Origin of the sequence: Streptomyces durocortorensis (genome assembly GCF_031760065.1) — a bacterium.
Classification (GTDB): Bacteria; Actinomycetota; Actinomycetes; order Streptomycetales; family Streptomycetaceae; genus Streptomyces.
Genome location: NZ_CP134500.1, coordinates 1,007,342 through 1,034,015 on the forward strand (window position 1 = coordinate 1,007,342; position 26,674 = coordinate 1,034,015).

A 26,674-nucleotide genomic window follows, 5' to 3' on the forward strand; every position below is an offset into this window, starting at 1 on the left:
TCGATACGGATCGATACGGATCACCCTCGCCCACTCGTGAGGAGGTCACTCCCGATGGAGGCACACGCGGGCGACCGGCTGCTGATGCACGGCAGGACCGTGGGACAGCACGACCGGGTCGCAGAGATCATCGAAGTGCTCGGGGACGGGGGCGCTCCGCCCTACCGGCTCCGTTTCCCGGACGGCCATGAGCATCTGATGTCCCCTGGTCCCGACAGCGTCGTCCAGCACATCGAGGCGCCGAAGGACCGGCAGCCGCAGTAGACACACGGCCGCTGCGGACGGACCGTGCCCCGGGGGCAGGGCACCGGGCCCTGCCCCCGGGCCGCTCCCGTCCCGGGTTTCCTGCCCCGGGCCCGAGTCGCTTCTGCCCGGGCCGCTCCGGGCCCCGGCTCACCTCGACCGGCCGTGCTCCGGATACAGCCGCACCCGGTCCGTGTAGTGGTCGGCCACCACGCGCCGCATCGCGCCGATGCGGTCGGCCACCACGCTCCTGCCGGAGAAGAAGACATGGCCACGCACCTCCTCGCGGTCCCGGGCTAGGGTGAGGTGGCGGGAGAGTTCCGCGGGGTCCTGCCAGGCCGCGGGCTGGGCCGGGTCGCCCGCCTTGTACAGCGCCTCGCCGACGTACAGGTCGACGCCCGTACCCCGGACGGTCTCACTCCACCAGGCGAGGAGCTTGGCGTAGTCAGCGGCCTCGAATCCGATGTTCCAGTAGATCTGCGGGCAGATGTAGTCGACCCAGCCCCGCTTGATCCACTTACGGGTGTCGGCGTGCAGGTCGTCGTAGGTCTGGACACCCGCCCGGGTGTCCGAACCCAACGGGTCCGTCGCGGCGTTGCGCCAGACGCCGAAGGGGCTGATGCCGAAGCGGACGTGCGGCTTGATCCACCGGATTCGCTGGGCGGTCTCACGCACCAGGCGGTCCGTGTTGTCACGCCGCCAGGCCGCCCGGTCCGCGAAGCCCCCGCCGTACCGTTCAAAGGCCGCGTCGTCGTCGAAGCTCTGACCTGCCACCGGATACGGGTAGAAGTAGTCGTCCCAGTGCACCGCGTCGATGTCGTAGCGGCGCACCGCGTCCAGCATCGCGTCCTGCACGAAGCGGCGGACCTGCGGCAGCCCCGGGTTGTAGTAGAGCTTCCCGCCGTACGGCACGACCCACCCCGGGTTCAGCCGGGCCGGGTGGGAGGCGACGAGGCGGCAGGGGTCCGTGTGGTTCGCCACCCGGTAGGGGTTGAACCAGGCGTGCAGCTCCAGGCTGCGGTCGTGTGCCGCGCGCACCGCCGTGCCGAGCGGGTCCCAGCCCGGGTCCCGCCCCTGCACCCCGGTGAGGCATTCGGCCCACGGCTCGTACGGCGAGGGCCACAGCGCGTCGGCGGTCGGCCGGACCTGGAGCACCACCGCGTTGAGCCGCAGCTCGACCGCCCGGTCCAGATACGCGAACAGCTCGGCCTCCTGCCGCGCCGCGCTCAGGCCCGGCTTCGAGGGCCAGTCCACGTTGGCGACCGTCGCGACCCACATGCCCCGCAACCGCCCGGGCTCCTCCCCGGGCCGACCGCCGCCACCCTTCGCCGCCGCCGGGGAGGCGGCCGCGCCACCGGCCGGGGTCATCGCCGCCAGCAGTCCGGCAGCGCTCAGCACGAAGGCCCTTCTGGCCACTCCCGTGCGCCCCATCCTGGTCCACCCCTCTCCGCTCTCCCGCACTAAGCTCCGATGGCTGTGCGTAACCGCATCATGCCCACCCGTAGCCGCGATGACCCGCAGGTCGTCCGTGTCGGCGCGCGGAGTAACGTCGTGGGGTCGAGGCGGGCACCGGAATCACACGGGACCCTGCGATACGGAGATCAGCGAAAGGCACGAGGTGACGGACTCTATGGCCGACATTGCACGCGTCGGAGTGGTGGGCTGTGGCCAGATGGGCGCAGGTATCGCGGAGGTGTGCGCGCGCAGCGGCCTCGAAGTGATGGTCGCCGAGACCACCGGCGAGGCCCTGGAGATCGGCCGCACCCGTCTGCACAACTCGCTCTCGAAGGCCGCCGAGCGCGGCAAGATCAGCGTGGAGGAGCGGGACGAGACCCTGGCCCGGCTGAGCTTCACCACCGACCTCGGGGAGTTCGCCGACCGCGATCTCGTCATCGAGGCCGTCGTGGAGAACGAGCAGGTCAAGACCGAGATCTTCCAGGTGCTCGACCAGGTGGTGACCCGGCAGGACGCGATCCTGGCCTCCAACACCTCCTCGATCCCGCTGGTCAAGCTGGCCGTCGCCACCTCGCGCCCGGACCGGGTCATCGGCATCCACTTCTTCAACCCGGCCCCGGTGCAGAAGCTCGTCGAGCTGATCCCGGCGCTGACCACGTCGGACGAGACCATCAAGCGCGCCGAGGCAGTGGTCCACGATGTGCTGGGCAAGCACGCGATCCGGGCCCAGGACCGGTCCGGGTTCGTCGTGAACGCGCTGCTGATCCCGTACCTCCTCTCCGCGATCCGGATGTTCGAGTCCGGCATCGCCAGCCGCGAGGACATCGACAACGGCATGGAGATGGGCTGCGCCCACCCGATGGGCCCGCTCAAACTCGCCGACCTGATCGGCCTGGACACCGTGGCCTCCGTGGCGGACTCCATGTACGCCGAGTACAAGGAGCCGCTGTACGCCGCTCCCCCGCTGCTCCAGCGGATGGTCGACGCGGGGCGCCTCGGCCGCAAGACGGGCTCGGGCTTCTACCCGTACTGACCGTCCTACCGGCGGGCCCGGCGCTCACGCAGCCGCGCCCGCCGGGGCACGTTCCCCGAGGTCAGGACCAGGCGGTGCAGCAGACGCACCCAGCATGAGCGGCTCGCGGGCCAGGCCACCCGGTCTCCCGAGCTGCGATGGAGGTTGTCCAGGGCTTCCTCGACGACCGTGTCGTGCAAGTGGCCCACCACGAGCGGCCAGCGCAGCAGATCTGCGCCGGGGGTGCCGATGAGCATGTCGTGGCGGGCCAGGCAGCGGCCGTCGTCCAGAGGGTGGATCGAGAACTCGTGGTAGCCCGCGCGGGGCGGGCCGAACCGGAGGCGGGCCCGGGCCCGGGCCAGATCAGACGAACTGGCTCAGATCCAGTGGATTGCCGACTTCCGGAACGAGAACGCCGACGACGGTCTGCGTTCGGTCGCTCGATCGCTGTGGCAGTGGCTGTCCGAAGACTCCCGCCGCGGCCTGCTTACGCTCTGGGTCGAGAGCTACGCCCACTCCCACTCCTTCGTCCACCCGGACGGGCCATGGGCACGCTTCGCCCCGCGACACGGTCGACGACTGGCTGAACCTGCTCGCCGCCTGACAGCCCGCCACGCCGCGCGACACCGCGGCCGGGGCCACACAGCGCACTCTCGTCCTCGCTGTCCCGCGTGGAGCTCTGCTCGACCTGCTGGCCACCGGCGACGTCATGCGCGCCACCGCAGCGGTACGCCTCCAGCTGGCGCGGCCGGAAATTGGACGAGCGCCTCCGGCCCCTGGCTGCCGCCGCGGCAGGCCGCTGACCGGCAGCGGATCCGGCGGCCGAAGGAGAGACGAGGTGAAAGGGTGATCCGTCGCCGGCGAGTGCCGGGAGCCGGCCCTTGCCTTTTCCCGTCAGGTGTTCACGGCCCCGGAGAGGAAGGTCCGGGCACTTTGGCCGCTTCGGGCCCCGGTGCGACTGCGAGCCGCGCGACCTCGGCCCGCAGTGCGGTGACTTCCGCGGTCAGGGCCTCCAGGAGGGCTGTCTGCCTGCGTTCCTCGGCGTTGTCCCGTTCGAAGCGGGAGATGAACCAGGCCGCGATGTTCGCCGTCACGACACCGAGCAGTGCGATGCCGGAGAGCATCAGCCCCACGGCGAGCAGCCGGCCGAGCCCGGTGGTGGGCGCCAGGTCCCCGTACCCGACCGTCGTCATGGTGGTGAATGACCACCACACCGCGTCGCCCAGCGTGCGAATGTTGCCATCGGGTGCGTCCCGCTCCACCTGGAGCACCGCGAGCGAGCCGAACATCATGAGCCCGACGACCGAGCCCGCGACGTAGACCGTCATCGTGATCTGCGGCGCGTGCCTGGCCCGTCGGCCCACCAGGAGCAGGGTGGAGACCAGCCGCAGCAAGCGCAGCGGCTGAAGCAGCGGCAGGACGACGGCCAGCAGATCCAGCGGATGGCTCCGGACGAACGCCCACTTGCCGGAGGCCAGTGCCAGCCGAACCGCGTAGTCGACGGCGAACGCCGTCCAAACGCTCCACTCGGCGGCACGGCACGCAGCGTGCACCCAGTCCGGCGCATCCGGAGCGAGGACAGGGAAGGCGTATGCGACGGCGAACAGCACTGCCAGCAGCAGAAGGGGCGTACGCGTGCGCTGTTCCCATCGGCTCAGCCTGGTTCCATGCTTCATACGGGCATCGTAGGATCCGGGAAGGAGAGAGGCCCCAGAGGGCCTCGGGGTATGAAGCAGGGGTTCCGCGTTGCGCCGATCTGGTTCACCTCGCGGCCCCACAGATGCTTGAACCCTTCGGCATCGGCGTGGATACCGCTGCCGAGGTCCTCGTCGCGACCGGCGACAACCCCGAAACCCCAGGTCACTACCACAACCTGATGTCTCCACCGAACCCGGAGCGGTTCACTACTGATCACCCCGCTGAGCCTGGCCGCCGAGATCCAGCACCGGCCGCTGCCACGTCGCCGGCCTGTGAGGCGGCCCGGTTCGCGGTCGCCGGGGCCTTGGAGCCTCCCGTCCCGGCCGTACCGCTCACAGGGGGTTCAGCGCCTTCAGCCACAGGGGCCTCAGCGCCGTCCAGCCCGGAGCGGCCACCGCAGGAAAGCAGTCCGTCGGTCGACGAATATGATTGGCCGCATGTCGAAGCCTGACGCGCTGCTCGTTGACGTTGCCGCCCTGGTGGAGTCCGGGCGCAGCAATCAGATGTCGTTGACCGTGGTCGCCGGTGGTGCTGTCATCACGGGCCGGCTGGCTCCCGAAGCCGTCTGGAGGCAGCGGGTGTCGGAAGTCCTTGCGGACTCGGCCCGCCTGAGCGCCTTTTCCGGCCTGTTCACCACCACTGCACCCGAGGACGGGCCGCCCACGCATCTGCACTTCCACGTGGCGCGGATTCTGCAGGGCGCGGTGGGGATCCCGGAGACGGGCGGGATGTACCGGGTCGCGATCGAGGACGTCAGTGCCTGGACGATGGGCGACTTCAGCTACTCCGACAACTGACCGGCTGACTCGCCGGGAATCCCGGGTACGCGGTGAGGGTCCGGCCGGATGCTCCGGTCGGACCCTCACCGCCGCTCGTTGACGGCTCACGCCTGTCTGTCGCTCAGGCGGCCACAGGGGCGCCGAGCATCGCGGACGCCTGCTGCAACGGGTCGAGAACCCGAGTGGGTGCGGGGGCCGGGGCCAGGTTGCGGCAGGTGAAGCCGAGCTGGGTCATGGCCCGCAGGACTTCTCCCGCGCTGAAGTCGCGGCGGTCCTGGCGTGTGATGACCTGGCCGACCTGTTTGACGGGGTAGGTGCGTCGGCCGATGACCACGGACTCGCCGGATACTTGCTCGGGTTTGACGCCCTTCATCGATTCCAGGACACCGCTCTTGGTCAGGTCGAACGGGAAGCGGGCGATGACACAGCGCATGATGCCTCACAGGGAGAGGAACGGAGAGGGGGGTGTTTCTGCTGCGGATGGGACGGCTCAGCGGGCGAGGGCGAACACGCCCAGCGCGCTGCCGTGTTCGTCGACCACGGGCAGGGCATCGACGTCGCTGTAGCGCATCATGTGCCCGGCTTCGGCCATGGTGGTCACCGGTGAGATGAACGGCCCCCGGTCGCCGAGGATGTCCCGCAGCTGGACCCTGTCCGAGTACGCGGAGCCGTCACGGACTACTGCGAGCCTGGACCGGGTGACCAGTCCGGTACACCGGCCGCTGTCGTCGCAGACGAGCAGATGCCCGGTACGGGCACTGGCCATGACGGACAGGGCGACCTCGACGGTCATGTCATCACAGACCTGCGGCCCGGCGGTGTCCATGGTGTCGGCCACCGTCCCGCCTGCGGGCGTGGCGTGCGTCGAGCCCGGCCGAATCTGGACCAGCGTCAAAAGGTGCCTCCTGCACAGATGGGTCAGCTTCCGGATCACGAAGTTTCAGGCAGCCGCGTCGAAGGAGGACTGATGTGCGGTCACGCGCCGGGCCGCGGAGGCGGGGCTGCGCCGGCCCCGTGAGGACGCGCTGCGGCTGCGCTCACGCCGCGCGGCCACCGGGGCGGTGATCGTCACGGGAATGCCGGAGGGCGTCCGGGCGCCGGTGATCCGGCCGAGTGCTTCTTCGCCGGAGCGGACCGGGGTGGTCTGGGGCACGATGCCGGCGGCGGTCATGAGTCGGGTCATGTCGCGGCGCTGGCTGGGGGTGACCAGGGTGACGACGCTGCCGGACTCCCCTGCCCGGGCGGTTCGTCCGCCGCGGTGGAGGTAGTCCTTGTGGTCGGTCGGCGGGTCGACGTTGACGACGAGGTCGAGGTTGTCGACGTGGATGCCGCGTGCGGCGACGTTCGTGGCCACGAGCACGGTGACGTGCCCGGTCTTGAACTGGGTCAGGGTCCGGGTGCGCTGCGACTGCGCCTTCCCGCCGTGCAGAGCCGCGGCCCTCACACCGCTGGCCAGCAGGTGGTCGGTGAGCTTGTCCACGGCCAGCTTGGTGTCCAGGAACATGATCACCCGACCGTCGCGGGCTGCGATCTCGGTGGTCGTACGGTTCTTGTCCGCGCCGTGCACGTGCAGCACATGGTGCTCCATCGTGGTGACCGCCCCGGCGGAGGGGTCGACGGAGTGGACGACCGGGTCGCTGAGGTAGCGGCGGACCAAGCGGTCGACGTTACGGTCCAGGGTGGCGGAGAAGAGCATCCGCTGCCCCTCGGGACGGACCTGGTCCAGAAGCTCGGTGACCTGGGGCATGAAGCCCATGTCAGCCATCTGGTCGGCCTCGTCCAGAACAGTGATCGCGACCTGGTCAAGTCGGCAGTCACCACGGTCGATGAGGTCCTTGAGCCGGCCCGGCGTCGCCACGACGACCTCCGCGCCACCGCGCAGTGCGTTGGCCTGCCTCCCGATCGACATTCCGCCCACGACGGTGGCCATGCGCAGCCTCACCGAGCGGGCGTAGGGGGCCAGGGCGTCGGTCACCTGCTGGGCCAGCTCGCGCGTCGGCACGAGGATCAGGGCCAAGGGCTGCCGGGGCTCGGCACGCTGACCGGCGGTGCGGGCCAGCAGAGCCAGGCCGAAGGCGAGGGTCTTGCCGGAGCCGGTGCGCCCGCGTCCCAGGGCGTCGCGGCCCGCGAGGGTGTTGGGCAGGGTCGCCCCCTGGATCGGGAACGGGACGCTCACCCCCTGCGCGGTCAGCGCCGCCAGCAGCGGCCCCGGCATGTCGAGATCGGCGAACGCCTCGACCGCCGGCAGCGCGGGAGTGACCGTGACCGGCAGGGCGAACTCGCCCTGGACCGCGGCGGGCCGCCGCCCATGGCCACCCGAGCGGCCCGAACCGCCGGAACGGGCCGGCGCAGCGGAACGGGCCGGGGCGGCGGAACGGGCCGGGGCGGGCGAGTTGAAGCGGCTGCCGGAGTCGGCGGTACGGCTGCGGGCACGGGAAGAGCGATTGTTCGTACGTGTGGGGTTCATTCAGAACCTTCCTTGATACGGCACGTATCAAGGAATTCCCGCAGCGGAAGAACAGCGCGGGGAATCACAAGAACGGGCCGAGCGGATGCAAAATCAAATGAGACCTGCAGTTAATCCCGGAGCGGGATGCAGACCATGGGAGGAGTGGCGCCATATAGGCGAGGAATCCAGTTCCACCGGTGATGGGACTCGGGAGGAGTGAGCAGCGAGAGGACTCTGCGGGCGGAGGTTCTGCCGCAGGTGGCACCACTCCGGAAGCATGGCCGTAGCTGGGTCCCGCACCCCGAGGGATACGGGACCCAGCTACGAAGTACGCGCCAGTATCAAGCGGGAACGATGTTCTCGGCCATCGGGCCCTTCTGGCCCGGCGCGATGTCAAAGGTGACCCTCTGGCCTTCGAGCAGGTCACGGAGGCCCTGGGCGGCGATGTTCGAGAAGTGGGCGAACACGTCAGCGCCGCCGCCGTCCTGCTCGATGAAGCCGAAGCCCTTGGCCGCGTTGAACCACTTGACCGTGCCTGACGCCATGTCACATCTCCTTCGAGGGCAGTGCGCCGAGACCCGTGATGCACAGATCCCGCGTCGCCGTGATGATGCCCCGACCGGAGGGAACCGGAAATACAAAAAGCTCTTCGGGCCGGAAGGCCTCGCCCGAAAGCTCAGAAATTTGGGTACCACAACTGCAACTGAGATCGACAGTAGCACGCCGTAATGGTCCGCGTACGATGAAAAAACTCCACTCTATTTGCCGCGTCAAGAATACTCCCGGCACGGCGCATTGAACCCTCACCCCGTGGCCATAGATATTGGCCCGCCCCGGGCGCAGCGTTGCAGGAAGGATGCTTGCGCTTCACAGCGCGAGGGTGCCGACCGCTCGCATGCAGGCCGGCGCACCAGTGCGTCGTCCGTCAGGACGGAGGTCAGGGAAGGGCGCAACCGAAGCCCCTCACCGTGGTGAATACGCCCCGCGGACGCCGCCGCGACCGGCCGATGGGCATCTTGCGCGAAGCAGCAGCACAACAGAGCACCTACGCCGAAGACAAGAGCAAGCTTCCGGGCATGACCACCGGGGGAAGGGAGACGGCCGACGAGCGCACTTCCGGGCAGGGGGTTCGGCACCTGCCGGTTGTCCACCGGCCGCGCAGGCTTCAGGCTACGGGCGGCGTGCTGGGTGGCTTGGCGGCTCGGTGGTGTTCGGCGTTGATGCGCTGGGCTTCTTCGAGTTGGTCCTCAAGGATGATGATGCGGCAGGCGGCCTCGATCGGGGTCCCGCCGTCGACCAGCTCGCGGGCGCGGGCGGCAATGCGGAGCTGATAGCGGGAGTAGCGGCGGTGGCCGCCCGCGGAGCGCAGTGGGGTGATGAGGCGGGCTTCGCCGATGGCGCGGAGGAACCCTTGTGTGGTGTTGAGCATCTCGGCTGCCCGGCCCATGGTGTAGGCGGGGTAGTCGTCGTCGTCGAGGCGGCCGAACGAGTCGTCTGCTGTCATCTGTACCTTCCTGTGGAACACGCGTCGGGGGGCCCGGGTGCCATTTTGGCACCCGGGCCCCGAAGGAACTGCTACACCATCAGCCGGCCTTGATCGGCTACGCCGGCTCTCTGTTTCCGCATACCTGCCGGAAGAGATCCGGGGGCTGCGGGGATCGCGGTTGCTTGACCGGAGACCACCTCACTATCGATGTCCTGCGGTACCCGGGCCCAACACTTCCGCCCGGGCGATCCTGATGGCGCTCAACTCCTCCGTTCTTTCCCTCTGGCCAACTACTTCCGTACTCCTGGTGGCCTCTCACAGCGCCACTTCGGCAGCCAGCCCCGTCGCCCGTCCTGCATCTGCTCTGGCTTAGAACCCCACTGCCGAACTCCCCGGTACGCGCGCCGCAGCCTGACGCCATTTACCGAGGGACCACTGGTACTGCGGACTGCACTTGGGTCCTGCGGTTGTGCTCACGGCAGCCCCTGAAAACTGCGGGCCACCCGGTCCGGTCGTCAGCCCCGTCGCCATCCTGCAAGAACCCCGGCTTCGGAACTCCACCACCGCACCGACCTGCGTACTGCAACTGCTGATTACTACCGCCCGGCAGTTCATCTCTGCCAAGCTCTTCTGTCCCTCTTGGATACGAGAGAAACCATAACCACCCCGCATCCCAATGTCTACCCCAGTCAGCATAGATTTCGAGATGTTGGCCAGGAAGACTTTCTGCATGAACCACCGACGGAGCGCGAGCGGGTCACCCTGGCCGAGACCATTGCATCCGGCCAGAACCGTTACCCACAGCCGCCCTCTCCGGCTGCGCCGCAGCCGGGGCGCAGCCGGTCGGAGCGCGGCCCGCCAGGGCACAAGCCCCGCCCGGGCGGCCAGGAGGAGCCGGTCCCGGGCACCCCGGGGGCCGGCTCCTCGTGCGTGGAGGCGTACGGGACACCCGTGCGGGACGGTCAGCCCAGTCTGAGGTGGTGCAGCATCAGCAGCGCGGCTGCCATGTTCGCGGCGGGCACCTCGCCCCGGGCGATCATGTCCGGGACCACCTTGAGCGGTATCCACTCGCGCCGGGACGACTCGAAGGCGTCCTGCGGAGGCCCGGTCCAGTGCGCCTCGTCGGACCAGTAGAGGTGGTGCCGGGCGTCGGTGAGACCGTTGGCGGGCTCGACGGTGAGCAGCCGGCGCAGCTCGCCGGGGCGCCAGCCGGTCTCCTCCTCCATCTCGCGGGCCGCGGCGGCCGCGAGGTCCTCGCCGTCCTCGACGACGCCCGCGGCCAGCTCCCAGCCCCAGCTGTCGGTGATGAAGCGGTGCCGCCACAGCAGCAGCACCTCGTTGGCCTCGTTGACGACGGTGGCCGCCGCGACCGGGCGCAGCCGGATGACGAAGTGGTCGAGGTGGCTGCCGTCGGGCAGCTCGACATCGGCCAGATTCACCCGGAACCAGGGGTTCTGATACACATTCTGTTCGCTTAAGTTCGTCCACTGCACGGTTCTGCCGCCTTTCGACATGTTGGGGTCAACATGCCAGCAGGGTCGGCTCAGAAGCGGAACGAACGGCGGGGCGTCGCCGGAGCTCACAGAGGCACTCGGAGCGCCCCCTCGATAAGACCGGCGGTCTGTACGGCGTCGGCGCAGCCGCTCTCGGCCAGCTGAGCCCGGACCTGCCGCAGCCGGTCGCGCAGCCGCTGGGACTCCATCCCCCGGGCCCGTTCGGCCATTTCGGCGGCGGTACCGGCCGCGCGGTCCGGCTCACCCTGGAGCAGTTCGATATGGCTGAGCATCGCAAGACGGTGCACGCGCCCCCGGTCGTGCGCCGGGGCGCGCACCGCGGAGGCCGCGTGCTCCCTCGCCCCGGGCAGATCCCCGAGGCTGAGCAGGGCTTCCGCCACCTGGACGTCCACCAGGCCGGGCTGGACGTACCCCGTCTCGTCCGGTTCGCGTCCCGTGTGGATGCGGCCCGCCTGGGCCTCGGCCCGGCCGATGCAGACCCGGGCGCTCGCCGCGTCGCCGAGGCGGCCGTACGCCTTGGCCTGCATGGCGTGCAGATCGGCGGCCAGGGCGGGGGTGATGTGGTCGCCGGCGGCCCGCAGCGCGGCCTCGGCGAAGGCGATGGAGCGGCGGTAGTCGCCGAGGAACAGGGACTGGGTGACCAGCAGGGCGATCACATAGCCGCCGAGCGCCCGGTCGCCGCTGGACTTGGCGAGCCGCAGCGCCTGGTGGAAGTAGCGCTGGGCGAGCCCGTGGGCGTCGGAGTCGTAGGCGCAGATGCCCGCCACCGCCACCAGACCCGCCGTCGCCCGGTGCAGGCTCCGGCCCAGGGCGTCGCTGTAGCCGCCGCGCAGCAGGGGCGCGGCCTCCGCGTTGAGGAAGCGGACGATCCGGGACCTGGTCGCGACGCCCCCGGTCTTGCGGTACATCTGCTCGTAGTGGTCGCGGGCCGCCCTGAGCATCGCTATGTCGGCCTCACTGACCCGGCCGGGGCCCGGCCGCGAGACATCGGTGTCCTCCGGGGGGTTCTCCCACTCCCAGACCGGCATCACCGCCGTGGTGCCGGTGACGGCGGGCACGGTGGCCAGATGCGGGCGCTGCTCGTCGGAGCGCCACAGCGCGGTGGCCCGGTCGACGAAGCCGGAGAGGGACGTGCACTCGGCGGCGCCGTCCGTACCGGAGGCGGCCGCGGCGCCCAGGCCGATGTCGTCGAGCCCGACCGGCCGTCCCAGCCGGCCGCCCAACACCTCGCAGATCAGGTCCGGCACCTGGCCGCGCGGCCGCTGGCCCTTCAGCCAGCGGGAGACCGCGGTGTGTTCGTACCGCAGGCTCAGGCCACGGCTCCGGCCCGCCCGGTTGACGTGACCGGCGAGGCCCGCCCGGGACACACCGGCCTCCTCGATCAGGGATTCGAGCAGGACATTGGGCTCCATCGTCCCCCCAGGTACGTGTCGCAATGAGCCTAGTGGAGCACGATTCACACGGGGTGTGAACGGAATGCCCGAACCCTCCTGCTGTGCGCTCTGCCGCGCCGCTCCCGGTCTCGGTTGAATGAACACCCTCGCAAGAGGCGGCCGGGTCGTCGGCTCCCCCTCGTAACGGTTGACGACCCGCACCGCGCCGTCCGCACTGCTGACCTGCCCGACACTCCGTGGCAGCGCGGACGGCGCCAGGACCGCACGGCCCACTGACCGACGACGAAGGAGGGTGGCTGCGGAACGGAGGCTCGGAACCGCGTTCCTCCCGGTTCCCCTCCGGATCCGGCGTGTGGTCCCTCCGCCACTCGGCGGGAGAAGGAGAAGGGGCGTATCCGGTGGCCGGATACGCCCCTTCTCAACGCCTTCGCAGCTACTACGCCCCGCGCAGCACCGCGCCCGTGCGCTCGGCGGCCAGGGCCACCGCGCTGTCGCGGGCGGCCGAGGCCTCCTCCACGGTCAGCGTGCGGTCGGCGGCGCGGAAGCGCAGCGCGTACGCCAGGGACTTGTTGCCCTCGCCGATCTGCTCGCCGGTGAAGACGTCGAACAGCCGCAGCGATTCGAGGAGTTCACCCGCGCCCTCGCGCAGCGCCCGCTCCACGTCGGCGGCCGGGACGTCCCCGGCGACGACGAGGGCGACGTCCTGGGTCGCCACCGGGAAGGTGGAGATCCGGGGCGCCTGGAGCGCTCCGTCGACGGCCTGCTCCAGGACGTCGAGCTCGATCTCGGCGGCACAGGTCCGCTCGGGCAGGTGGAGCGCCTTGATGACGCGCGGGTGCAGTTCGCCCGCGTGTCCGAGGAGGGTCTCCTCGCCGTTCACGGTGACGTACAGCGCGGCGCAGCGGCCCGGGTGCCACGGGGCGTGCTGGTCGGCGCGGACGACGACCTCGACACCGGCCTCCGCGGCGATCGAGCGGGCGGCCTCGACGGCGTCCGCCCAGGTCGCCGGGGTGCCCTTGCCCCACCAGCCGGCCTGCTCGCGGGCGCCCGCGAGAACGACGGCGGCGCGGCGCGGCTGACGCGGCAGGGCCGCGTTCAGTCCGGCGATCTCCTCGTCGGTGGGGCGGCGGTCGACGGGCAGCCGGACAGCCTGGGTCTCCTCGCCGGTGGGCCGGAAGACCAGGCCCGTCTCGAAGAGCGCGAGGTCGTGGCTGCCGCGGCCGTCGTTGCGCCGCAGTGCGCCGAGGAGGCCCGGCAGCAGCGTCGTGCGCAGCGACGGCTCCTCGTCGGAGATCGGGTTGACGAGCTTGACCGTGCGGCGGCGCGCGTCATCCGCCTCCAGGCCCAGCTGGTCCAGGACCGCGTCGCCGATGAACGGGTAGCTCAGCGCCTCGACGTACCCGGCTCCGGCCAGCACCCGGCCGATGCGGCGGTGGAGCCGCTGGCGGTCGGTGAGACCGCGGCCGGAGGGGGGCGTCGGCAGGGTGGAGGGCAGGTTCTCGTAGCCCTCCAGCCGGATGACCTCTTCGGCGAGGTCGTTCGGCTCGTTCAGGTCGGGCCGCCAGGACGGGACGGTGACGATCAGCTCGTCCTGCCCGTAGACGTCGCAGCCGACCTGCTGGAGGCGGCGGACGACGGTCTCGCGGCCGTACTCCACACCGGCGACCTTGTCCGGGTGGTTCGCCGGCATGGCGATGGTGCGGGGCGCGTGGGGCGCGGTGATCTCGGTGACCCCGGCCTCGGCGGTGCCGCCCGCGAGCAGGACCAGCAGGTCGACGGTGCGCTGCGCCGCTGCTGCGGCGGCCTGCGGGTCGACGCCGCGCTCGAAGCGCTTGGACGCCTCGGAGGACAGCTTGTGGCGGCGCGCGGTGCGGGCGATCGAGATCGCGTCGAAGTGCGCGGCCTCGATGACGACCTCGGTGGTGAGGGCGTGCTCGCCGTCCGCGTCGGCGATCTCGGTGTTGGCGCCGCCCATGACGCCCGCGAGGCCGATCGGCCCGCGGTTGTCGGTGATGACCAGGTCCTCGGCGTCCAGCACGCGCACGGTGCCGTCAAGGGTGGTGAGCTTCTCGCCCTGCTGGGCGCGGCGCACACCGATGGGGCCTTCGACCCGGGTGCGGTCGTAGGCGTGCAGCGGCTGGCCGAGCTCCAGCATCACGTAGTTGGTGATGTCGACCGCCAGCGAGATGGGCCGCATCCCGGCCTTCTGGAGGCGGCGCTGCAGCCAGATCGGGGAGCGGGCCTCGGGCTGGAGCCCGGTGACGGTACGGGCGGTGAAGCGGTCGCAGCCGATCGGGTCGGAGATCTGGACCGGGTAGCCGTACGCGTTGGGCGCGGGCACGTCCAGCAGCGCCGGGTCGCGCAGCGGCAGCCCGTAGGCGGTCGCGGTCTCGCGGGCGACACCGCGCATCGAGAGGCAGTAGCCCCGGTCCGGGGTGACGGCGATGTCGAGGACCTCGTCGACGAGCTGGAGCAGCTCGATCGCGTCGGTGCCGACCTCGTGCTCCGGCGGCAGCACGATGATGCCGTGCGTTCCGTCGTCGCCCATGCCCAGCTCGTCGGTGGAGCAGATCATGCCGTGGGAGGTCTTGCCGTACGTCTTGCGGGCGGCGATCGCGAAGTCGCCGGGCAGGACAGCGCCCGGGAGGACCACGACGACCTTGTCGCCGACCGAGAAGTTACGGGCGCCGCAGACGATCTCCTGCGGTTCGCCGGTGCCGTTGGCGGTGCCGACGTCGACGGTGCAGAAGCGGATGGGCTTTTTGAAGCCCTCCAGCTCCTCGATGGTCAGGACCTGTCCGACGACCAGGGGGCCCTTGAGGCCCGCACCGATCTGCTCGACGGTCTCGACCTCAAGGCCGACGGAGACGAGCTTGGCCTGTACATCACGGCCGGTCTCCGTCGCCGGCAGGTCGACGTACTCCCGCAGCCAGGAAAGCGGGACGCGCATCAGATCTCCATCCCGAACGGCCGGGTGAACCGGACGTCACCCTCGACCATGTCTCGCATGTCTTCGACGTTGTGGCGGAACATCAGCATCCGTTCGATGCCGAACCCGAAGGCGAATCCGCTGTACTTCTGGGGGTCCACGCCGCAGGCGGTGAGCACCTTGGGGTTGACCATGCCGCAGCCGCCCAGCTCGATCCAGCCCTCGCTGCCGCAGGTGCGGCAGGGGCGGTCCGGGTTGCCGACGGACTCGCCGCGGCAGACGTAGCAGACCATGTCCATCTCGGCGGACGGCTCGGTGAACGGGAAGAAGTTCGGCCGCAGCCGGGTCTTCATGTCCGGCCCGAAGAGCGCCTGGACCATGTGGTCCAGGGTGCCCTTGAGGTCGGCCATGGTCAGACCCTCGTCGACGGCGAGCAGCTCGATCTGGTGGAAGACCGGGGTGTGCGTGGCGTCCAGCTCGTCGGTGCGGTAGACCCGGCCGGGGCAGACCACGTAGACAGGGGGCTTGCGCTCCAGCAGCGAGCGGGCCTGGACCGGCGAGGTATGCGTACGCAGCACGACGCCGGACTCGTCGCCCTCGGTCGCCTTGCCGTCGGGCGTGGTGCCCTGGACGAAGAAGGTGTCCTGCATCTGGCGGGCCGGGTGGTCGGGCACGAAGTTCAGGGCGTCGAAGTTGAACCACTCCGCCTCGACCTCGGGGCCCTCGGCGATCTCGTAGCCCATGGCCACGAAGACGTCCGCGACGCGCTCCATGATGGTCGTCAGCGGATGGCGGGCGCCTGCCGGGATGCGGTCGTAGGGCAGCGTGACGTCCACGGCCTCCTCGACGAGCACCCGGGCGTCCCGCTCGGCCTCCAGCTCGGCCTGGCGGGCGGCCAGTGCCTTGGAGACGGCGCCGCGGGCCTGGCCCACACGCTTGCCCGCCTCGGCCTTGGCCTGCGGGGGCAGGGCGCCGATCTCGCGGTTGGCGAGGGACAGCGGCGAGGTACCTCCGGTGTGCGCGGTCTTCGCCTGGGCGAGCGCGTCGAGGTCACCGGCGGCGGCGAAGGCGGCGAACGCCTCGTCCCGCAGGCGCTCGATCTCTTCCGGTTTCAGTGCCTCGACCTCGACTGGGTCGTACGACTTGTTCGGTGCCGACATCTCTTCCCGTGCTTCCGATTGGCTGATGGCGCGACCCGGCTCGACGACCGCAGGACGCAAAGGTGCCAAAGGTCGAGTCTAAAGGCCGCAGGACGGTCGGGGAGCCCGTGGGCTGCTCACACCCTCCCGTCGCCCACCACCACCCTGCCTGATTGCTGCGCAAACCCCTCTACTTCAGATAGGCGGGCATGCTCACAGGCAGAATAAATCGGAACTCGGCTCCGCCGCCGGGCCCCCGGTCGACGGTGATGGTGCCGCCGTGGGCCTCGACGATGCCCTTGACGATATAGAGCCCGAGGCCCGTGCCGCCGCGCTTGCTCCCCCGCCAGAAGCGGGTGAAGACACGGCCCATCGACTCCTCGGGGATGCCGGGGCCCTCGTCGCTCACGGTGACAGCCGTTCCCATCTCGTCGCTCGTCCCCGGCGCGGGTGCCGGGGCGATCTCAATGGTGACGGTTCCCTCGCCGTGGCGCACCGCGTTTTCCAGGAGGTTGCCAAGGACCTGGTCGACCTTGTCGGGGTCGGCCCAGAGGGCGGGCAGCGGCCCCCCGGCGCGGACACGGAAGCGTTCGGGAGCCTGGCCGCCCGTGATCAGGCCCTGGACGTGGCGGGCGACGGCGGCGGAGACGTCGACGGGCTGGCGGCGCAGCTCCAGCCTCCCGGAGTCGATCCGGGAGATGTCGAGCAGTTCCGCGATGAGCCGGGTGACCCGCCCGGCGTCCGCGTCGACGGTCTCCAGCATCAGCCGCTTCTGGTCGTCGGTGAACCGCTCCCACTTGGCGAGGAGGGTGGCGGTGAACCCTTTGACGGAGGTCAGCGGGGAGCGCAGTTCATGGGCGACGGTCGCGATCAGCTCGGCGTGGCTGCGTTCGGTACGCCGACGGGCCTCGGTGCCGCGCAGCGAGACCACCACCCGGCGCACGGGCCCGGTGGGCGTCTCGCGTACGTAGCGGGCGGAGACGAGGACCTCGCGGCCGCCGGGGAGCAGCAGATTGCGCTCAGGCTGGCCGCTGCGGGTGGCGAGACCGCCGTACGGGTCGGTCAGCGGCCACCAGCGCTTGCCCTTGAGGTCCTCCAGCGGGAGAGCCGCGTCCAGGGGGCGGCCGATCGCGTCGGCGCGGGAGGTGTCGGTGATGCGGGAGGCGGCGGCGTTGAAGCAGATGACGCGCCCGCTCTCGTCGGCGACGACGAGAGCGTCGGGGAGATCGTCCGGGTCGATCCCGAAGCCGTCGAGGCCGTCCGGACCCGTCTTCGCGCCGTCCGGGTCCTCGCCCGCGGCGCTTACGACGGCGGTGTGCGCCGGTCGCGGCGAGCTCATGCCGACAGCCATATTCCCGTATCCCCACCTCTCGAACCGGTGCAGTGGGCCCCCGAGTTCGTCACCCTACTAGCCGCCGGTGAACCGGCGACACCCTGTGGGGGCGCGGACAGGAGTGCGCCGGTGGGCGGGGCGCGGGATTGGCCGGGATCGTACGCTGACGGGCCGTCGGGGCGCTGCTCCGGCGGGGGCCGGAGCAGCGGGCGGATGCTCCGTTACGCGCCGGGGGCGCGCCGCGGCCGCTGCGCGCGGGCGGAGGCGTAGAGGCAGACGGCGGCCGCGGTGGCGAGGTTGAGGCTCTCCGCCTTGCCGTGGATCGGGACCCGGACGACGGCGTCGGCGAGCGCGCGGGTCTCCTCGGGCAGCCCCCAGGCCTCGTTGCCGAAGACCCAGGCGGTGGGGCCGCCCATGGTGCCCGCGTCCAGTTCGTCGTCCAGGTCGTCGGCCCCGGCCCCGTCGGCGGCGAGGATGCGCACCCCGGCGTCGCGGAGCCCCTGCACGGCCTGTTCGACGGGCACGCCGACGGCGACGGGCAGATGGTAGAGCGAACCGACCGAGGCGCGCACCGACTTGGGGTTGTAGAGGTCGACGGATGCGTCGGTCAGGACCACGGCGTCCGCGCCCGCCGCGTCGGCGCAGCGCAGTACCGTACCGGCGTTCCCGGGGTCGCGGACGTTGGCCAGAACCGCCACCAGGGTGGGCTTCGCGTCCAGGATCTCCTGGAACGGGGAGTCCAGGAAGCGGCAGACGCCGATCAGGCCCTGCGGGGTGACGGTCTGCGAGACGTCGGCGAGGACGTCGTCGCCGGCCAGGTGGACCCGGGCCCCCGCCGCGTGGGCCGCCTCGACGATGTCGGCGTACCGGTCGGCGGCCTCGGGGGTGGCGAACAGCTCGATCAGGGTCGGCTCGCCGTCGCCGCCCCGGTGCGCCGCGGCCTCGCGTACGGCCTGCGGCCCCTCGGCGATGAACCGGCGCTCCTTGCCGCGGAAGTTCCGTCTGGCCAGCCGGCGGGCGGCGGCGACGCGCGGGGAACGCGGGGAGATCAGTTCGGGGGTGCCCATGGTCGGCGGCGAGCCTCTCTGCGTACGGCGGTGGGGGTCGGCGGCAACGCACCGGACCCGCAGGCGGCGTGCGCCTGCGGGTCCGGTTCGCGTACCTGGAAGGAGCGCCTGGGTCAGGCGGCCTTCGGGGCGTTGACGTCGCTCGGGAGGGCCTTCTGAGCGACCTCGACGAGGGCGGCGAACGCGTTGGCGTCGTTGACCGCGAGCTCGGCGAGGATCTTGCGGTCCACCTCGATGTTGGCGGCCTTCAGACCCTGGATGAGGCGGTTGTACGTCATGCCGTTCTGGCGGGCAGCGGCGTTGATGCGCTGGATCCACAGCTGACGGAAGTCGCCCTTGCGCTTCTTGCGGTCGTTGTAGTTGTAGACCAGGGAGTGGGTGACCTGCTCCTTGGCCTTGCGGTACAGGCGCGAGCGCTGACCGCGGTAGCCGCTGGCGGCTTCGAGGATTGCCCGGCGCTTCTTGTGGGCGTTGACTGCCCGCTTGACGCGTGCCACTTGTTAACTCCTTGTAGCGGGGCCGTGGGTGTCCTCACACGGCCCGGAAACGAATTGGTCCCGGTGTGATCGAGGTCGTGCCTCCGGGGCGAGCCGGAGGCCGGACCTCACTTGCCGAGAAGCTTCTTGATCTTCTTGGCGTCGGCCGGAGCCACGACGACCGTGCCGGTCAGCGAGCGGGTCTTCTTGGACGACTTGTGCTCAAGAAGGTGGCGCTTGCCGGCCCTCTCGCGGAGCACCTTGCCGGAACCGGTGATCTTGAAGCGCTTGCTGGCACCGCTGTGCGTCTTGTTCTTCGGCATCGCGCCGTTCTCTCCTCGTCAGTGGCGCCCCTCACGGTGCGGGGCACCGGACAGCAGGGGCGTCAGATCTCTATGGGATTCCGGGGGGACCCGGGGCCGCCTGGATGGCAGCCCCTGAGGTCACGCCTCGGAAGGTGTCTCGGCCGGAGCCTCGGCCGCGTCGGCCGGAGCCTCGGCGGTGTCGCCCTGGGACGGTGCGTCGGACGAACCCTGACGCTCCGCCTTGCGGGCGGCCTGGGCCTCACGGGCTTCGGCCATGGCTTCGGTCTTCTTCTTGTGCGGGCCCAGAACCATGATCATGTTCCGGCCGTCCTGCTTCGGGTTCGACTCGATGAAGCCGAGGTCCTCGACATCCGAAGCGAGACGCTGAAGCAGTCGGAAGCCCAGCTCGGGGCGGGACTGCTCACGACCACGGAACATGATCGTGATCTTGACCTTGTCGCCCTGCTTGAGGAACCGGACGACATGACCCTTCTTGGTGTCATAGTCGTGCGGGTCGATCTTCGGCCGGAGCTTCATCTCCTTGATGACCGTGTGCGCCTGGTTCTTGCGCGCCTCACGGGCCTTCATGGCCGACTCGTACTTGAACTTCCCGTAGTCCATGAGCTTGCACACGGGCGGACGGGCGGTCGCCGCCACCTCGACCAGGTCGAGGTCGTACTCCTGTGCGAGCTCCAGGGCCTTGGCAAGCGGAACAATCCCGACCTGCTCGCCGCTGGGACCGACAAGTCGCACCTCGGGAACGCGAATCCTGTCGTTGATGCGGGGCTCGGCGCTGATGGATCCTCCTCGGTAGCACCACGCGACCGCCTGGCAGACAGCCGCGTAACGTCTGTTTCGTCAAGACCAACCGAGCCGGAAGCACAAAAATGCCCCGGACGGGACACAGGCGGGGCTCCAGGAACTACCGGAACACCGCCGCGGTGAACCGCGGGGCTATCGGGCGGGCCCATCGTCCGTACGGAACGATGGTCGCCGCCTGACCGGTGACCCGCCGTCCTTCACGGACAGCCAGGTGGGAGATCGGAGCCTCCACTTGCGGGCCGGGCACATAGATGTCCGGCCGGTCGTTGTACGAGGCTAGCACCCTGTGCACGCATGCGCTAATCCCGAGCCTTCCCCGTCGCCCCCGCCTCCCGCGCGCGGGAGGGCGATGGCCTGGCCTTATCGTGTGGGCATGAGTGACGCGACCCCCAGCAGTGAGAACCCCGGCTTCGACGACATGGCCCGCGACATCGCGGAGGTCCCCGCGGTCGAGGTGATCGTGACGGTCGCCGTCAACCTGATGAGCGCCGCCGCCGTCAAGCTCGGCCTGACCGAGGAGGGCGAGCTGCACAAGGACCTCGACGAGGCCCGCAAGCTGGTCCACGCGCTGGCCGGACTGCTGGACGCGAGCGCCACGGAGATCAGCACCTTCCACGCCTCGCCGCTGCGCGACGGCCTGAAGTCCCTCCAGCTGGCCTTCCGCGAGGCCTCGCTGGTACCGGACGACCCGGGCCAGGGTCCCGGCGAGAAGTACACCGGCCCGGTCTACGGCTAGCCACCCCCCTCCCCGTACGCGCCCGTACGCGAGAGCCCGCCGTCCCCCCGTGGGGCGGCGGGCTCTCGCGCGTGCGGCATCGGGGCCGGGCGGAGCCTCACAGGGCGTCCTCGGTCTCGGCGGCCTCTCCGGGCAGCGGGTTGGGGTGTGGGTGGGTCAGCCGGTGTACGTAGGCGGCGATCACCCCGCCGACGAGGGGCGCGACGATGAACAGCCAGAGCTGGGAGAGCGCTGCGCCGCCCGCGAAGAGCGCCGGGCCCAGGCTGCGCGCCGGGTTGACCGAGGTGCCGGTCAGCGGGATGCCCACGAGGTGGATCGCGGCGAACGCCAGACCGATGGGCAGTCCGCCGAAGCCTGTGATCGCGACCTTGCGGGTCACCGCGAGAACGACGTAGACGAGCAGGAACGTCAGCATCACCTCGGCGAGGAACGCGCCGCCGATGTTGATGCCGACGGCCGACCGGTCTTCGTAGCCGTTGGTGCCGAACTCGCCGCTGGTCTCCAGTCCCGGGATCTGCTTCGCGAGCAGGAAGAGCAGGGCCGCGCCGACGATCGCGCCGAGGAACTGGGCCGCCCAGCGCTCGACGGCGCTGCGGAGGTCGATCCGGCGGGCCATCAGCATGCCGAGCGTCACCGCCGGGTTCACATGGCAGCCGGAGATCGGGCCGAGCGCGTAGGCCAGCGCGAGGAGGGTGAAGCCGAAGGCGAGGGCGATGCCCACCGTGCCCAGGTACTCGACGGCGACCACCGCGGACCCCACGGCGAAGAACACCAGCAGCAGGGTGCCGAGGAACTCTGACGCCACGATCCGCACGTTCATGCGACCACCTCGCGAGCTCGGTCGATTGTTCGGATTCCTCCGAATTTCTCGACAATTCTCACCGCGGCGGGCGCGTTGCGCGCGTCGGAGCCGGACGGCGGCCTCTCAGCGTGCGAACAGGGGCTCACCCGGAGTGTTCGTCCCGGCGGGCAGCAGAGCCAGGTCCAGCCCGTTCACCAGACGGGCCCGCAGGACCTCGCTGTCCGCCAGCGCCTCGCCGATGCGGCGGGCCGCCTCGGCGGGGACCGCGTCCGGCGCGAGGACGAGCGCGAGGGTGCCGTCGGCGCTGCCGGGCCCGAGGTGGGCGCGGACGACGGCGGGGTCGGCGGCGGCGATCTCCCGCACGGCCCCGATGACGGCGGGGTCCTGGAGCGGGTCGGTGCTGGTGCGGTTCTCGGCGAGGGCCAGGAGCGCCCGCCCGGACAGCTCGAAGGCGACGGGACCGGCGAGGTCCAGCACGACGGTGTCGGCCTTCTCGTGGGCGGCGGCCTGGAGCGCCTGGTGCAGCGGCACGGCGACGGGGCGCGCCTCCGGGTCCCAGCGGGCCAGCGAGTCCGTCGAGGTGAAGGCGGGCAGCGCGCGCCGGTCGCCCGCGTGGAGGGTCGGCACGGCCATGTCGCTGGTCTTCTCGCGCCGCAGCCCCTTCTCGTCCTCCTCGACCTCGCCGAGGACGGCGACGACGGGGACCAGGAGCCGGGCGTCGCGCAGGGCCGCGAGGACCGGGCCGACAGCGCTCCGGTCCCGGGACCAGGCCTCCAGTGCCCGGGTCAGGGCGGGGGATGCCGAGCCGTCGTCGTCGGAGAAACCGGAGTCCGGGATGTTCTTGAGCGCCACGGGACGAGGGTAGTACCTGGGGCTTCGCCGGTTGTCCGCAGGTCGCGCTGAGCGGAGATCGGGAGCTGTGCCCGTGCGCGCGACGGCGTGGGCCGATCGGGTGGGCGGAGGCGGTGTTGCTCGTTCAGCGGCGGCCGGGGGCGTGGGCGTCGCGGCCGCGCCACAGGACGACGGCGACGACCAGCAGGGCGGCGCCGAGGCCGCCCGCGAGGGGGGCCGCCCAGTGGGCGGCCTCCTCGTCGGTACGGGACGGGGCCGGGCCCGCGCCGAAGTACCGCCCCCGGTGTCCTGTCCGCGCCGCCTGGGCGTTCAGGTCGGCGGGGCGCAGCCGGGAGCCCGCCTCGATGGCCTCCGCCGGATCGACGATGCCGTAGCCGCGGGCGTCGTCGCGGCCCTCGGCGGGGGCGTCCCGGGCGGTGTCGGCGAGCAGCTTCTTGATCTGGGCGGGGTCGAGGCCGGGGTGGGCGGCGCGGACCAGGGCGACCGCGCCGGAGACGAAGGCGGCGGCGGCCGACGTGCCCCACTCGATGTAGTAGTGCCCGTCGGGGTTGGCGACCACGATGTCGACGCCGGGGGCGCTGACGGTGGCGTACCAGCGGCGGGTGGAGAACGAGGCGTGGGTGCCGTACTTGTCGACGGCGGCGACCGCGATCACCCCGGGGTAGGCGGCGGGATAGGAGATCCGGTCCCCCTTCTCACCGCCGTTGCCCGCCGAGGCCACCACGGGGATGCCCTTGGACAGGGCGTACTGGATGGCGGAGTCCTCGCCCGGGTCGGGATGGGCGGACTTGCTGTCGTCGCCGAGGGAGAGGTTGATGACGTCGGCGCCGTTGTCGGCGGCCCAGCGGATGCCGTCGGCGAGCGCGGAGCCACGGGTCTTGCGGGCCTTGGCGCGGGCCGGGTCCTTGGACTCCAGGATCACCCGGACGGGCAGGATGCGGGCCTCGGGGGCGATGCCGAGGATGCCGTCGGCGCGGTCCGGACCGTTTCCGCGTCCGGCGATGATCCCGGCCATCGCGGTGCCGTGCAGGGCCCAGGAGGAGTCGCCGCGGGCGGCGCCGAAGCCGATGAGGTCCCTGCCGGGGAGCACCTGGCTGGTGAGGTCGGGGTGGGCGTCGTCGACGCCGGTGTCCAGGACGGCGACGGTCACGCCCTGCCCCCGGGTGGTGGCCCAGGCCCGGTCGGATCCCAGGGCCTCCAGGGCCCACTGCTGGTCGCGGATCGCGTCCGCGTGGGCGGGGGCTGCCGGGGTGAGCGCGAGGACGGCGGCGGCGCAGACCGCGGCGAGGACGCGGTGGGGTCGTCGGGTCATCCGGGCCGCTCCGTGAGGTCGTCGACGGTCGTCCGCAGCCGCCGCTCCACCCGGTCCGCGATGCCCTTCGCCTCGTGGCCGAGCCCGGCCTGTGCGATGTCCGTGGTGGCGCCCGCCGCCATCGCCTCGGCCGCGGGCTGGGGTGCGGCGACGGTACGGCCGTCCGCGAAGCCGGAGACGGCGAGGACGACGACGGGGATCTCGGTGAGCGGGTTGACGGTCCAGCTGGCGCGCTGCCCGTCACCGAAGGAGGCGGCGACGGTGCCTTCGGGGGCGTACGTACGGGGCATGAGGTCCTTGCGCGCGGTGAGCCTCTGCTCGGTGAACCGGGTGCGCAGGGCCTCCATGGCGGGGGCGTCGGCCTCGGTGAAGACCAGGCCGACGGTGGTGACGCTGGAACGGGTCGCGTCGGTGTACGTGGCGCGCACGAGCCGTTCGCAGCCGACGGACCTGAGGGTGGTTCCGAGCAGCGGGTCCAGTCCCTGGCCGCAGGTGCTGTCGGCGGCGACGGCGACCCGCTTCCAGGTGCGGTGGGTGCCGCCGGGGCCCGCGCCCCTGCCGTCGAGTGTGCGCGGGAAGAGCGTGTCGACGGGAACGCTGTGCCAGGCGGTCCTGCCGGTGCTGTACGGGGTACGGGTGGGCTCGGCCGAGGAGTCGCCGGTCAGCCAGGCGCCGGTGGCCGCCCCGCCGATCAGCCCGAGCCCGAGCACGACGCAGGCGGCGGCCGACGCTGCCCGCCCCCGCTGCCGGGGCCCCGGCGGGACGGGCCGCAGCCGCGTGGTGGTCTCGACGGGCGTCTCCGGGTAGCCGTAGCGGTCCGGTGCGCGGTACGGGGGCCGGGGCGGGTGGGCGGCTTCCGGTGCCGGCGTGAGGTCGACGGCGCCGACGGGCCTGCGCCGGGTGGTGGCGGGGGGCGGGCCCACGTGCGGGGCGCTGGGGGTGTCCTGGTGCGGAGGGCACGCGGGGGCGGGTGCGGGGGCGCTCCGGTGCGGAGGGGCGGGCGTCCCGGTCGCGGGCGCGGCAGAGGCCGCAGGTGCGGCCGGGCGCGGCGGGGGCGCGCCGGGCGGGGTCTGCGGACGCGGTGGGGCCGACGGGGGCGCCGAGGCCGGTCGGGCCGATGAGGCCGGCGGCTGCGGCGGGGCCGACGAGGTGGCAGGGGCGGGCGGGGACACCGGGGCGGGAGCGGCCGTCGGGGCCGCAGAGGCCCTCGGGGCCCCCGGAACCGACTCGTCCGCGGAGGTCGGCAGGACCGGCGCGGCCGGAGGGGTCGTCGGGCGGGGGGCGGCCGTCGGGGCCGGAGCGGTCCTCGCGGCCGGAGCGGCCGTCGGAGCCACGGCGGTCCCTGATGCCGGAGGGGTCGTCGGGCGGGGAGGCACGGGAGCGCGTTGCGCTTCGGTACTCATCCGGCCCCCTGCATACACGTTCTCGTACCGACCACGGATCACCATGACTGACAGGCCCGTTGGTGCTCGCGTGCACGTCACTCTACGGGCTGCGGGCGGGCGGCGGGGAACGGGACGCCCCGGGCGCGGGGATCTGTCCCGATCGTCCCCTACCCAGTCGTCGCGGCTCTCTGGCAAGCTGCGGCCATGACTGCCCGCGCCGCTGACCGGGCCCGCTACAACCGGGCCACCGCTCATCTCGACGCCCCGATCGCCGTCGTCGATCTGGACGCCTTCGACGACAACGCAGACGATCTGGTGGGCCGGGCGGGCGGGAAGCCGGTCCGGGTGGCGAGCAAGTCGGTGCGGTGCCGGGCCCTGCTGGAGCGGGTGCTCGCGCGGCCCGGGTTCGCCGGGATCATGTCGTTCACGCTGGCGGAATCGCTGTGGCTGGCCCGGGCCGGTTTCGACGACGTCCTGCTCGCCTATCCGTCGGCGGACCGGGGCGCCTTCGCGGAGCTGGCCGCCGATCCGAAGCTGGCCGCGGCCGTGACGGTGATGGTGGACGACCACTCCCAGCTGGAGCTGATCGACGCCTCCCGGGGCGGCGGGGGCGAGGAGATCCGGGTCTGTCTGGAGCTCGACACCTCGTTGCGGATGCTGGGCGGGCGGATCAGGATCGGTGCCCTGCGCTCGCCGCTGCGCTCCCCCGCGCAACTCGCCGAGCTGGCCCGTTCGGTGGCGCGCAGGCCGGGCTTCCGGCTGGTGGGGCTGATGGCGTACGAGGGCCATGTCGCCGGGGTCGGCGACGCGCTGGCGGGGCGGCCGCTGCGGTCCCGGGCGATCCGGCTGATGCAGGCCACCGCGCGTAAGGAGCTGGCGGTCCGGCGGGCCGAGGTGGTGCGGGCCGTGCGGGCGGTCGCGCCGGAGCTGGAGTTCGTCAACGGCGGCGGCACGGGCAGCGTGCAGCACACGGCGGCCGAGGACGCGGTCACGGAGATCGCCGCCGGGTCGGGGCTGTACGTCCCCCGGCTGTTCGACAACTACACCTCGTTCACCGGCCGTCCGGCGGCACTGTTCGCGCAGCCCGTGGTGCGGCGGCCCGGCGTGGGCGTGGTGACGGTGCTGGGCGGCGGCTATCCGGCGTCGGGGGCGGCCGGGGCTGACCGCTCGCCGGTGCCGTATCTGCCGGAAGGGCTGCGCTACGACCCGCAGGAGGGCGCGGGCGAGGTGCAGACGCCGCTGCTGGGGTCCCCCGCCGACGATCTGCTGATCGGCGACAAGGTGTGGTTCCGCCACGCCAAGGCCGGAGAGCTGTGCGAGCGCTTCGACACGCTGCACCTCATCGAGGGCGACCGGGTCACGGCGAGCGTTCCCACGTACCGGGGCGAGGGGCGGACGTTCCTCTGACGGGACGGTCCGGGCCGCGCTCGTATCCCTGACGAGGTGGAACCGGCCGCGCTCGTATCCCTGACGGGACGGACCCGGA

At 71.6% G+C, this 26,674-nt stretch carries 26 protein-coding genes; 5 read left to right on the forward strand and 21 right to left on the reverse strand.

All coding sequences use genetic code 11. The features are described from left to right. Positions 1 to 54 precede the first annotated feature (54 nt). Positions 55 to 264 (forward strand): DUF1918 domain-containing protein, encoded by a 210-nt coding sequence (locus tag RI138_RS04325; protein WP_096629655.1) that lies wholly within the window; start codon positions 55 to 57, stop codon positions 262 to 264. A 129-nt stretch (positions 265 to 393) separates the two neighbouring features. Here the strand turns inward: RI138_RS04325 and RI138_RS04330 are convergent, their stop codons facing one another. Continuing rightward, complete coding sequence (locus RI138_RS04330) at positions 394 to 1,674, reverse strand: glycoside hydrolase family 10 protein (RefSeq protein WP_449343290.1); 1,281 nt, start codon at positions 1,672 to 1,674, stop codon at positions 394 to 396. A 199-nt stretch (positions 1,675 to 1,873) separates the two neighbouring features. On the opposite strand from RI138_RS04330, the gene RI138_RS04335 reads away from it, so the two are divergent. Further along, a complete protein-coding gene (locus RI138_RS04335; protein ID WP_311118825.1) occupies positions 1,874 to 2,731 on the forward strand; it encodes a 3-hydroxybutyryl-CoA dehydrogenase in 858 nt (285 codons plus the stop codon). A 5-nt stretch (positions 2,732 to 2,736) separates the two neighbouring features. Here RI138_RS04335 and RI138_RS04340 read toward each other — a convergent pair whose 3' ends face one another. Both RI138_RS04340 and RI138_RS04345 read right to left on the reverse strand, forming a co-directional pair. After that, the gene (locus RI138_RS04340; protein WP_311118826.1) at positions 2,737 to 2,967 is read right to left on the reverse strand and encodes a hypothetical protein; all 231 of its coding nucleotides are present in this window, start codon (positions 2,965 to 2,967) and stop codon (positions 2,737 to 2,739) included. Positions 2,968 to 3,612: 645 nt separating this feature from the next. Then, positions 3,613 to 4,386, reverse strand: a complete 774-nt coding sequence (locus RI138_RS04345; RefSeq protein ID WP_311118827.1) for a potassium channel family protein — start codon at positions 4,384 to 4,386, stop codon at positions 3,613 to 3,615. Between the two features lie 459 nt (positions 4,387 to 4,845). Here RI138_RS04345 and RI138_RS04350 point away from each other — a divergent pair, with 459 nt between their 5' ends. After that, complete coding sequence (locus RI138_RS04350; protein ID WP_311118828.1) at positions 4,846 to 5,205, forward strand: hypothetical protein; 360 nt, start codon at positions 4,846 to 4,848, stop codon at positions 5,203 to 5,205. A gap of 103 nt (positions 5,206 to 5,308) precedes the next feature. On the opposite strand, the gene RI138_RS04355 is transcribed toward RI138_RS04350, so the two are convergent. The 14 genes from RI138_RS04355 to infC all read right to left on the reverse strand — a co-directional run bounded on the left by RI138_RS04355 (position 5,309) and on the right by infC (position 20,077). Further along, on the reverse strand, positions 5,309 to 5,620 hold the full coding sequence (locus RI138_RS04355) for an SCO5918 family protein (protein WP_311118829.1): 312 nt from the start codon (positions 5,618 to 5,620) through the stop codon (positions 5,309 to 5,311). Positions 5,621 to 5,677: 57 nt separating this feature from the next. Beyond that, a complete protein-coding gene (locus RI138_RS04360; protein ID WP_311118830.1) occupies positions 5,678 to 6,082 on the reverse strand; it encodes a CBS domain-containing protein in 405 nt (134 codons plus the stop codon). 45 nt (positions 6,083 to 6,127) lie between these two features. After that, complete coding sequence (locus RI138_RS04365; protein WP_311118831.1) at positions 6,128 to 7,654, reverse strand: DEAD/DEAH box helicase; 1,527 nt, start codon at positions 7,652 to 7,654, stop codon at positions 6,128 to 6,130. Positions 7,655 to 7,977: 323 nt separating this feature from the next. Then, positions 7,978 to 8,181: a cold-shock protein gene (locus RI138_RS04370; protein ID WP_311118832.1), complete on the reverse strand. Its 204-nt coding sequence runs from the start codon at positions 8,179 to 8,181 to the stop codon at positions 7,978 to 7,980. Positions 8,182 to 8,801: 620 nt separating this feature from the next. Beyond that, on the reverse strand, positions 8,802 to 9,140 hold the full coding sequence (locus tag RI138_RS04375; protein ID WP_311118833.1) for a helix-turn-helix domain-containing protein: 339 nt from the start codon (positions 9,138 to 9,140) through the stop codon (positions 8,802 to 8,804). Positions 9,141 to 10,084: 944 nt separating this feature from the next. After that, positions 10,085 to 10,615: an NUDIX domain-containing protein gene (locus RI138_RS04380; RefSeq protein WP_311118834.1), complete on the reverse strand. Its 531-nt coding sequence runs from the start codon at positions 10,613 to 10,615 to the stop codon at positions 10,085 to 10,087. An 86-nt stretch (positions 10,616 to 10,701) separates the two neighbouring features. Then, a complete protein-coding gene (locus tag RI138_RS04385; protein ID WP_311118835.1) occupies positions 10,702 to 12,048 on the reverse strand; it encodes a transcriptional regulator in 1,347 nt (448 codons plus the stop codon). Positions 12,049 to 12,466: 418 nt separating this feature from the next. Then, the gene (pheT, locus tag RI138_RS04390; protein WP_311118836.1) at positions 12,467 to 14,980 is read right to left on the reverse strand and encodes a phenylalanine--tRNA ligase subunit beta; all 2,514 of its coding nucleotides are present in this window, start codon (positions 14,978 to 14,980) and stop codon (positions 12,467 to 12,469) included. Next, positions 14,980 to 16,119, reverse strand: coding sequence for a phenylalanine--tRNA ligase subunit alpha (gene pheS / locus RI138_RS04395; protein WP_096629681.1), 1,140 nt, complete (start codon positions 16,117 to 16,119; stop codon positions 14,980 to 14,982). Before pheS ends, pheT begins: the two co-directional genes overlap by 1 nt. Positions 16,120 to 16,288: 169 nt before the next feature. Continuing rightward, positions 16,289 to 17,449 carry a sensor histidine kinase gene (locus RI138_RS04400; RefSeq protein WP_311118837.1) on the reverse strand — a complete coding sequence of 387 codons (1,161 nt, stop codon included), beginning with the start codon at positions 17,447 to 17,449 and terminating at the stop codon, positions 16,289 to 16,291. 203 nt (positions 17,450 to 17,652) lie between these two features. Next, a complete protein-coding gene (locus RI138_RS04405) occupies positions 17,653 to 18,498 on the reverse strand; it encodes a TrmH family RNA methyltransferase (protein ID WP_311118838.1) in 846 nt (281 codons plus the stop codon). A gap of 113 nt (positions 18,499 to 18,611) precedes the next feature. Next, a complete protein-coding gene (gene rplT / locus RI138_RS04410; protein WP_003970214.1) occupies positions 18,612 to 18,995 on the reverse strand; it encodes a 50S ribosomal protein L20 in 384 nt (127 codons plus the stop codon). 107 nt (positions 18,996 to 19,102) lie between these two features. Then, positions 19,103 to 19,297 carry a 50S ribosomal protein L35 gene (rpmI, locus tag RI138_RS04415; RefSeq protein ID WP_003970213.1) on the reverse strand — a complete coding sequence of 65 codons (195 nt, stop codon included), beginning with the start codon at positions 19,295 to 19,297 and terminating at the stop codon, positions 19,103 to 19,105. Positions 19,298 to 19,417: 120 nt separating this feature from the next. Continuing rightward, a complete protein-coding gene (infC, locus tag RI138_RS04420) occupies positions 19,418 to 20,077 on the reverse strand; it encodes a translation initiation factor IF-3 (protein WP_311122800.1) in 660 nt (219 codons plus the stop codon). Positions 20,078 to 20,474: 397 nt separating this feature from the next. Between infC and RI138_RS04425 the strand changes: the two genes are divergently transcribed. After that, positions 20,475 to 20,837, forward strand: a complete 363-nt coding sequence (locus tag RI138_RS04425) for a DUF1844 domain-containing protein (RefSeq protein WP_311118839.1) — start codon at positions 20,475 to 20,477, stop codon at positions 20,835 to 20,837. Between the two features lie 97 nt (positions 20,838 to 20,934). Here RI138_RS04425 and RI138_RS04430 read toward each other — a convergent pair whose 3' ends face one another. From RI138_RS04430 to RI138_RS04445, 4 genes are all read right to left on the reverse strand, one after another. After that, entirely contained in the window at positions 20,935 to 21,657 is a 723-nt protein-coding gene (locus RI138_RS04430) for an MIP family channel protein (RefSeq protein ID WP_311118840.1), read from the reverse strand. A 105-nt stretch (positions 21,658 to 21,762) separates the two neighbouring features. Then, positions 21,763 to 22,491, reverse strand: a complete 729-nt coding sequence (locus RI138_RS04435) for an SseB family protein (RefSeq protein WP_096629690.1) — start codon at positions 22,489 to 22,491, stop codon at positions 21,763 to 21,765. Between the two features lie 124 nt (positions 22,492 to 22,615). Then, a complete protein-coding gene (gene mycP / locus RI138_RS04440; protein ID WP_311118841.1) occupies positions 22,616 to 23,803 on the reverse strand; it encodes a type VII secretion-associated serine protease mycosin in 1,188 nt (395 codons plus the stop codon). Beyond that, positions 23,800 to 24,726 carry a hypothetical protein gene (locus tag RI138_RS04445; protein ID WP_311118842.1) on the reverse strand — a complete coding sequence of 309 codons (927 nt, stop codon included), beginning with the start codon at positions 24,724 to 24,726 and terminating at the stop codon, positions 23,800 to 23,802. Before RI138_RS04445 ends, mycP begins: the two co-directional genes overlap by 4 nt. A 666-nt stretch (positions 24,727 to 25,392) precedes the next feature. Here RI138_RS04445 and RI138_RS04450 point away from each other — a divergent pair. Then, positions 25,393 to 26,595 carry an amino acid deaminase/aldolase gene (locus RI138_RS04450; protein ID WP_096632956.1) on the forward strand — a complete coding sequence of 401 codons (1,203 nt, stop codon included), beginning with the start codon at positions 25,393 to 25,395 and terminating at the stop codon, positions 26,593 to 26,595. Positions 26,596 to 26,674: the final 79 nt, after the last annotated feature.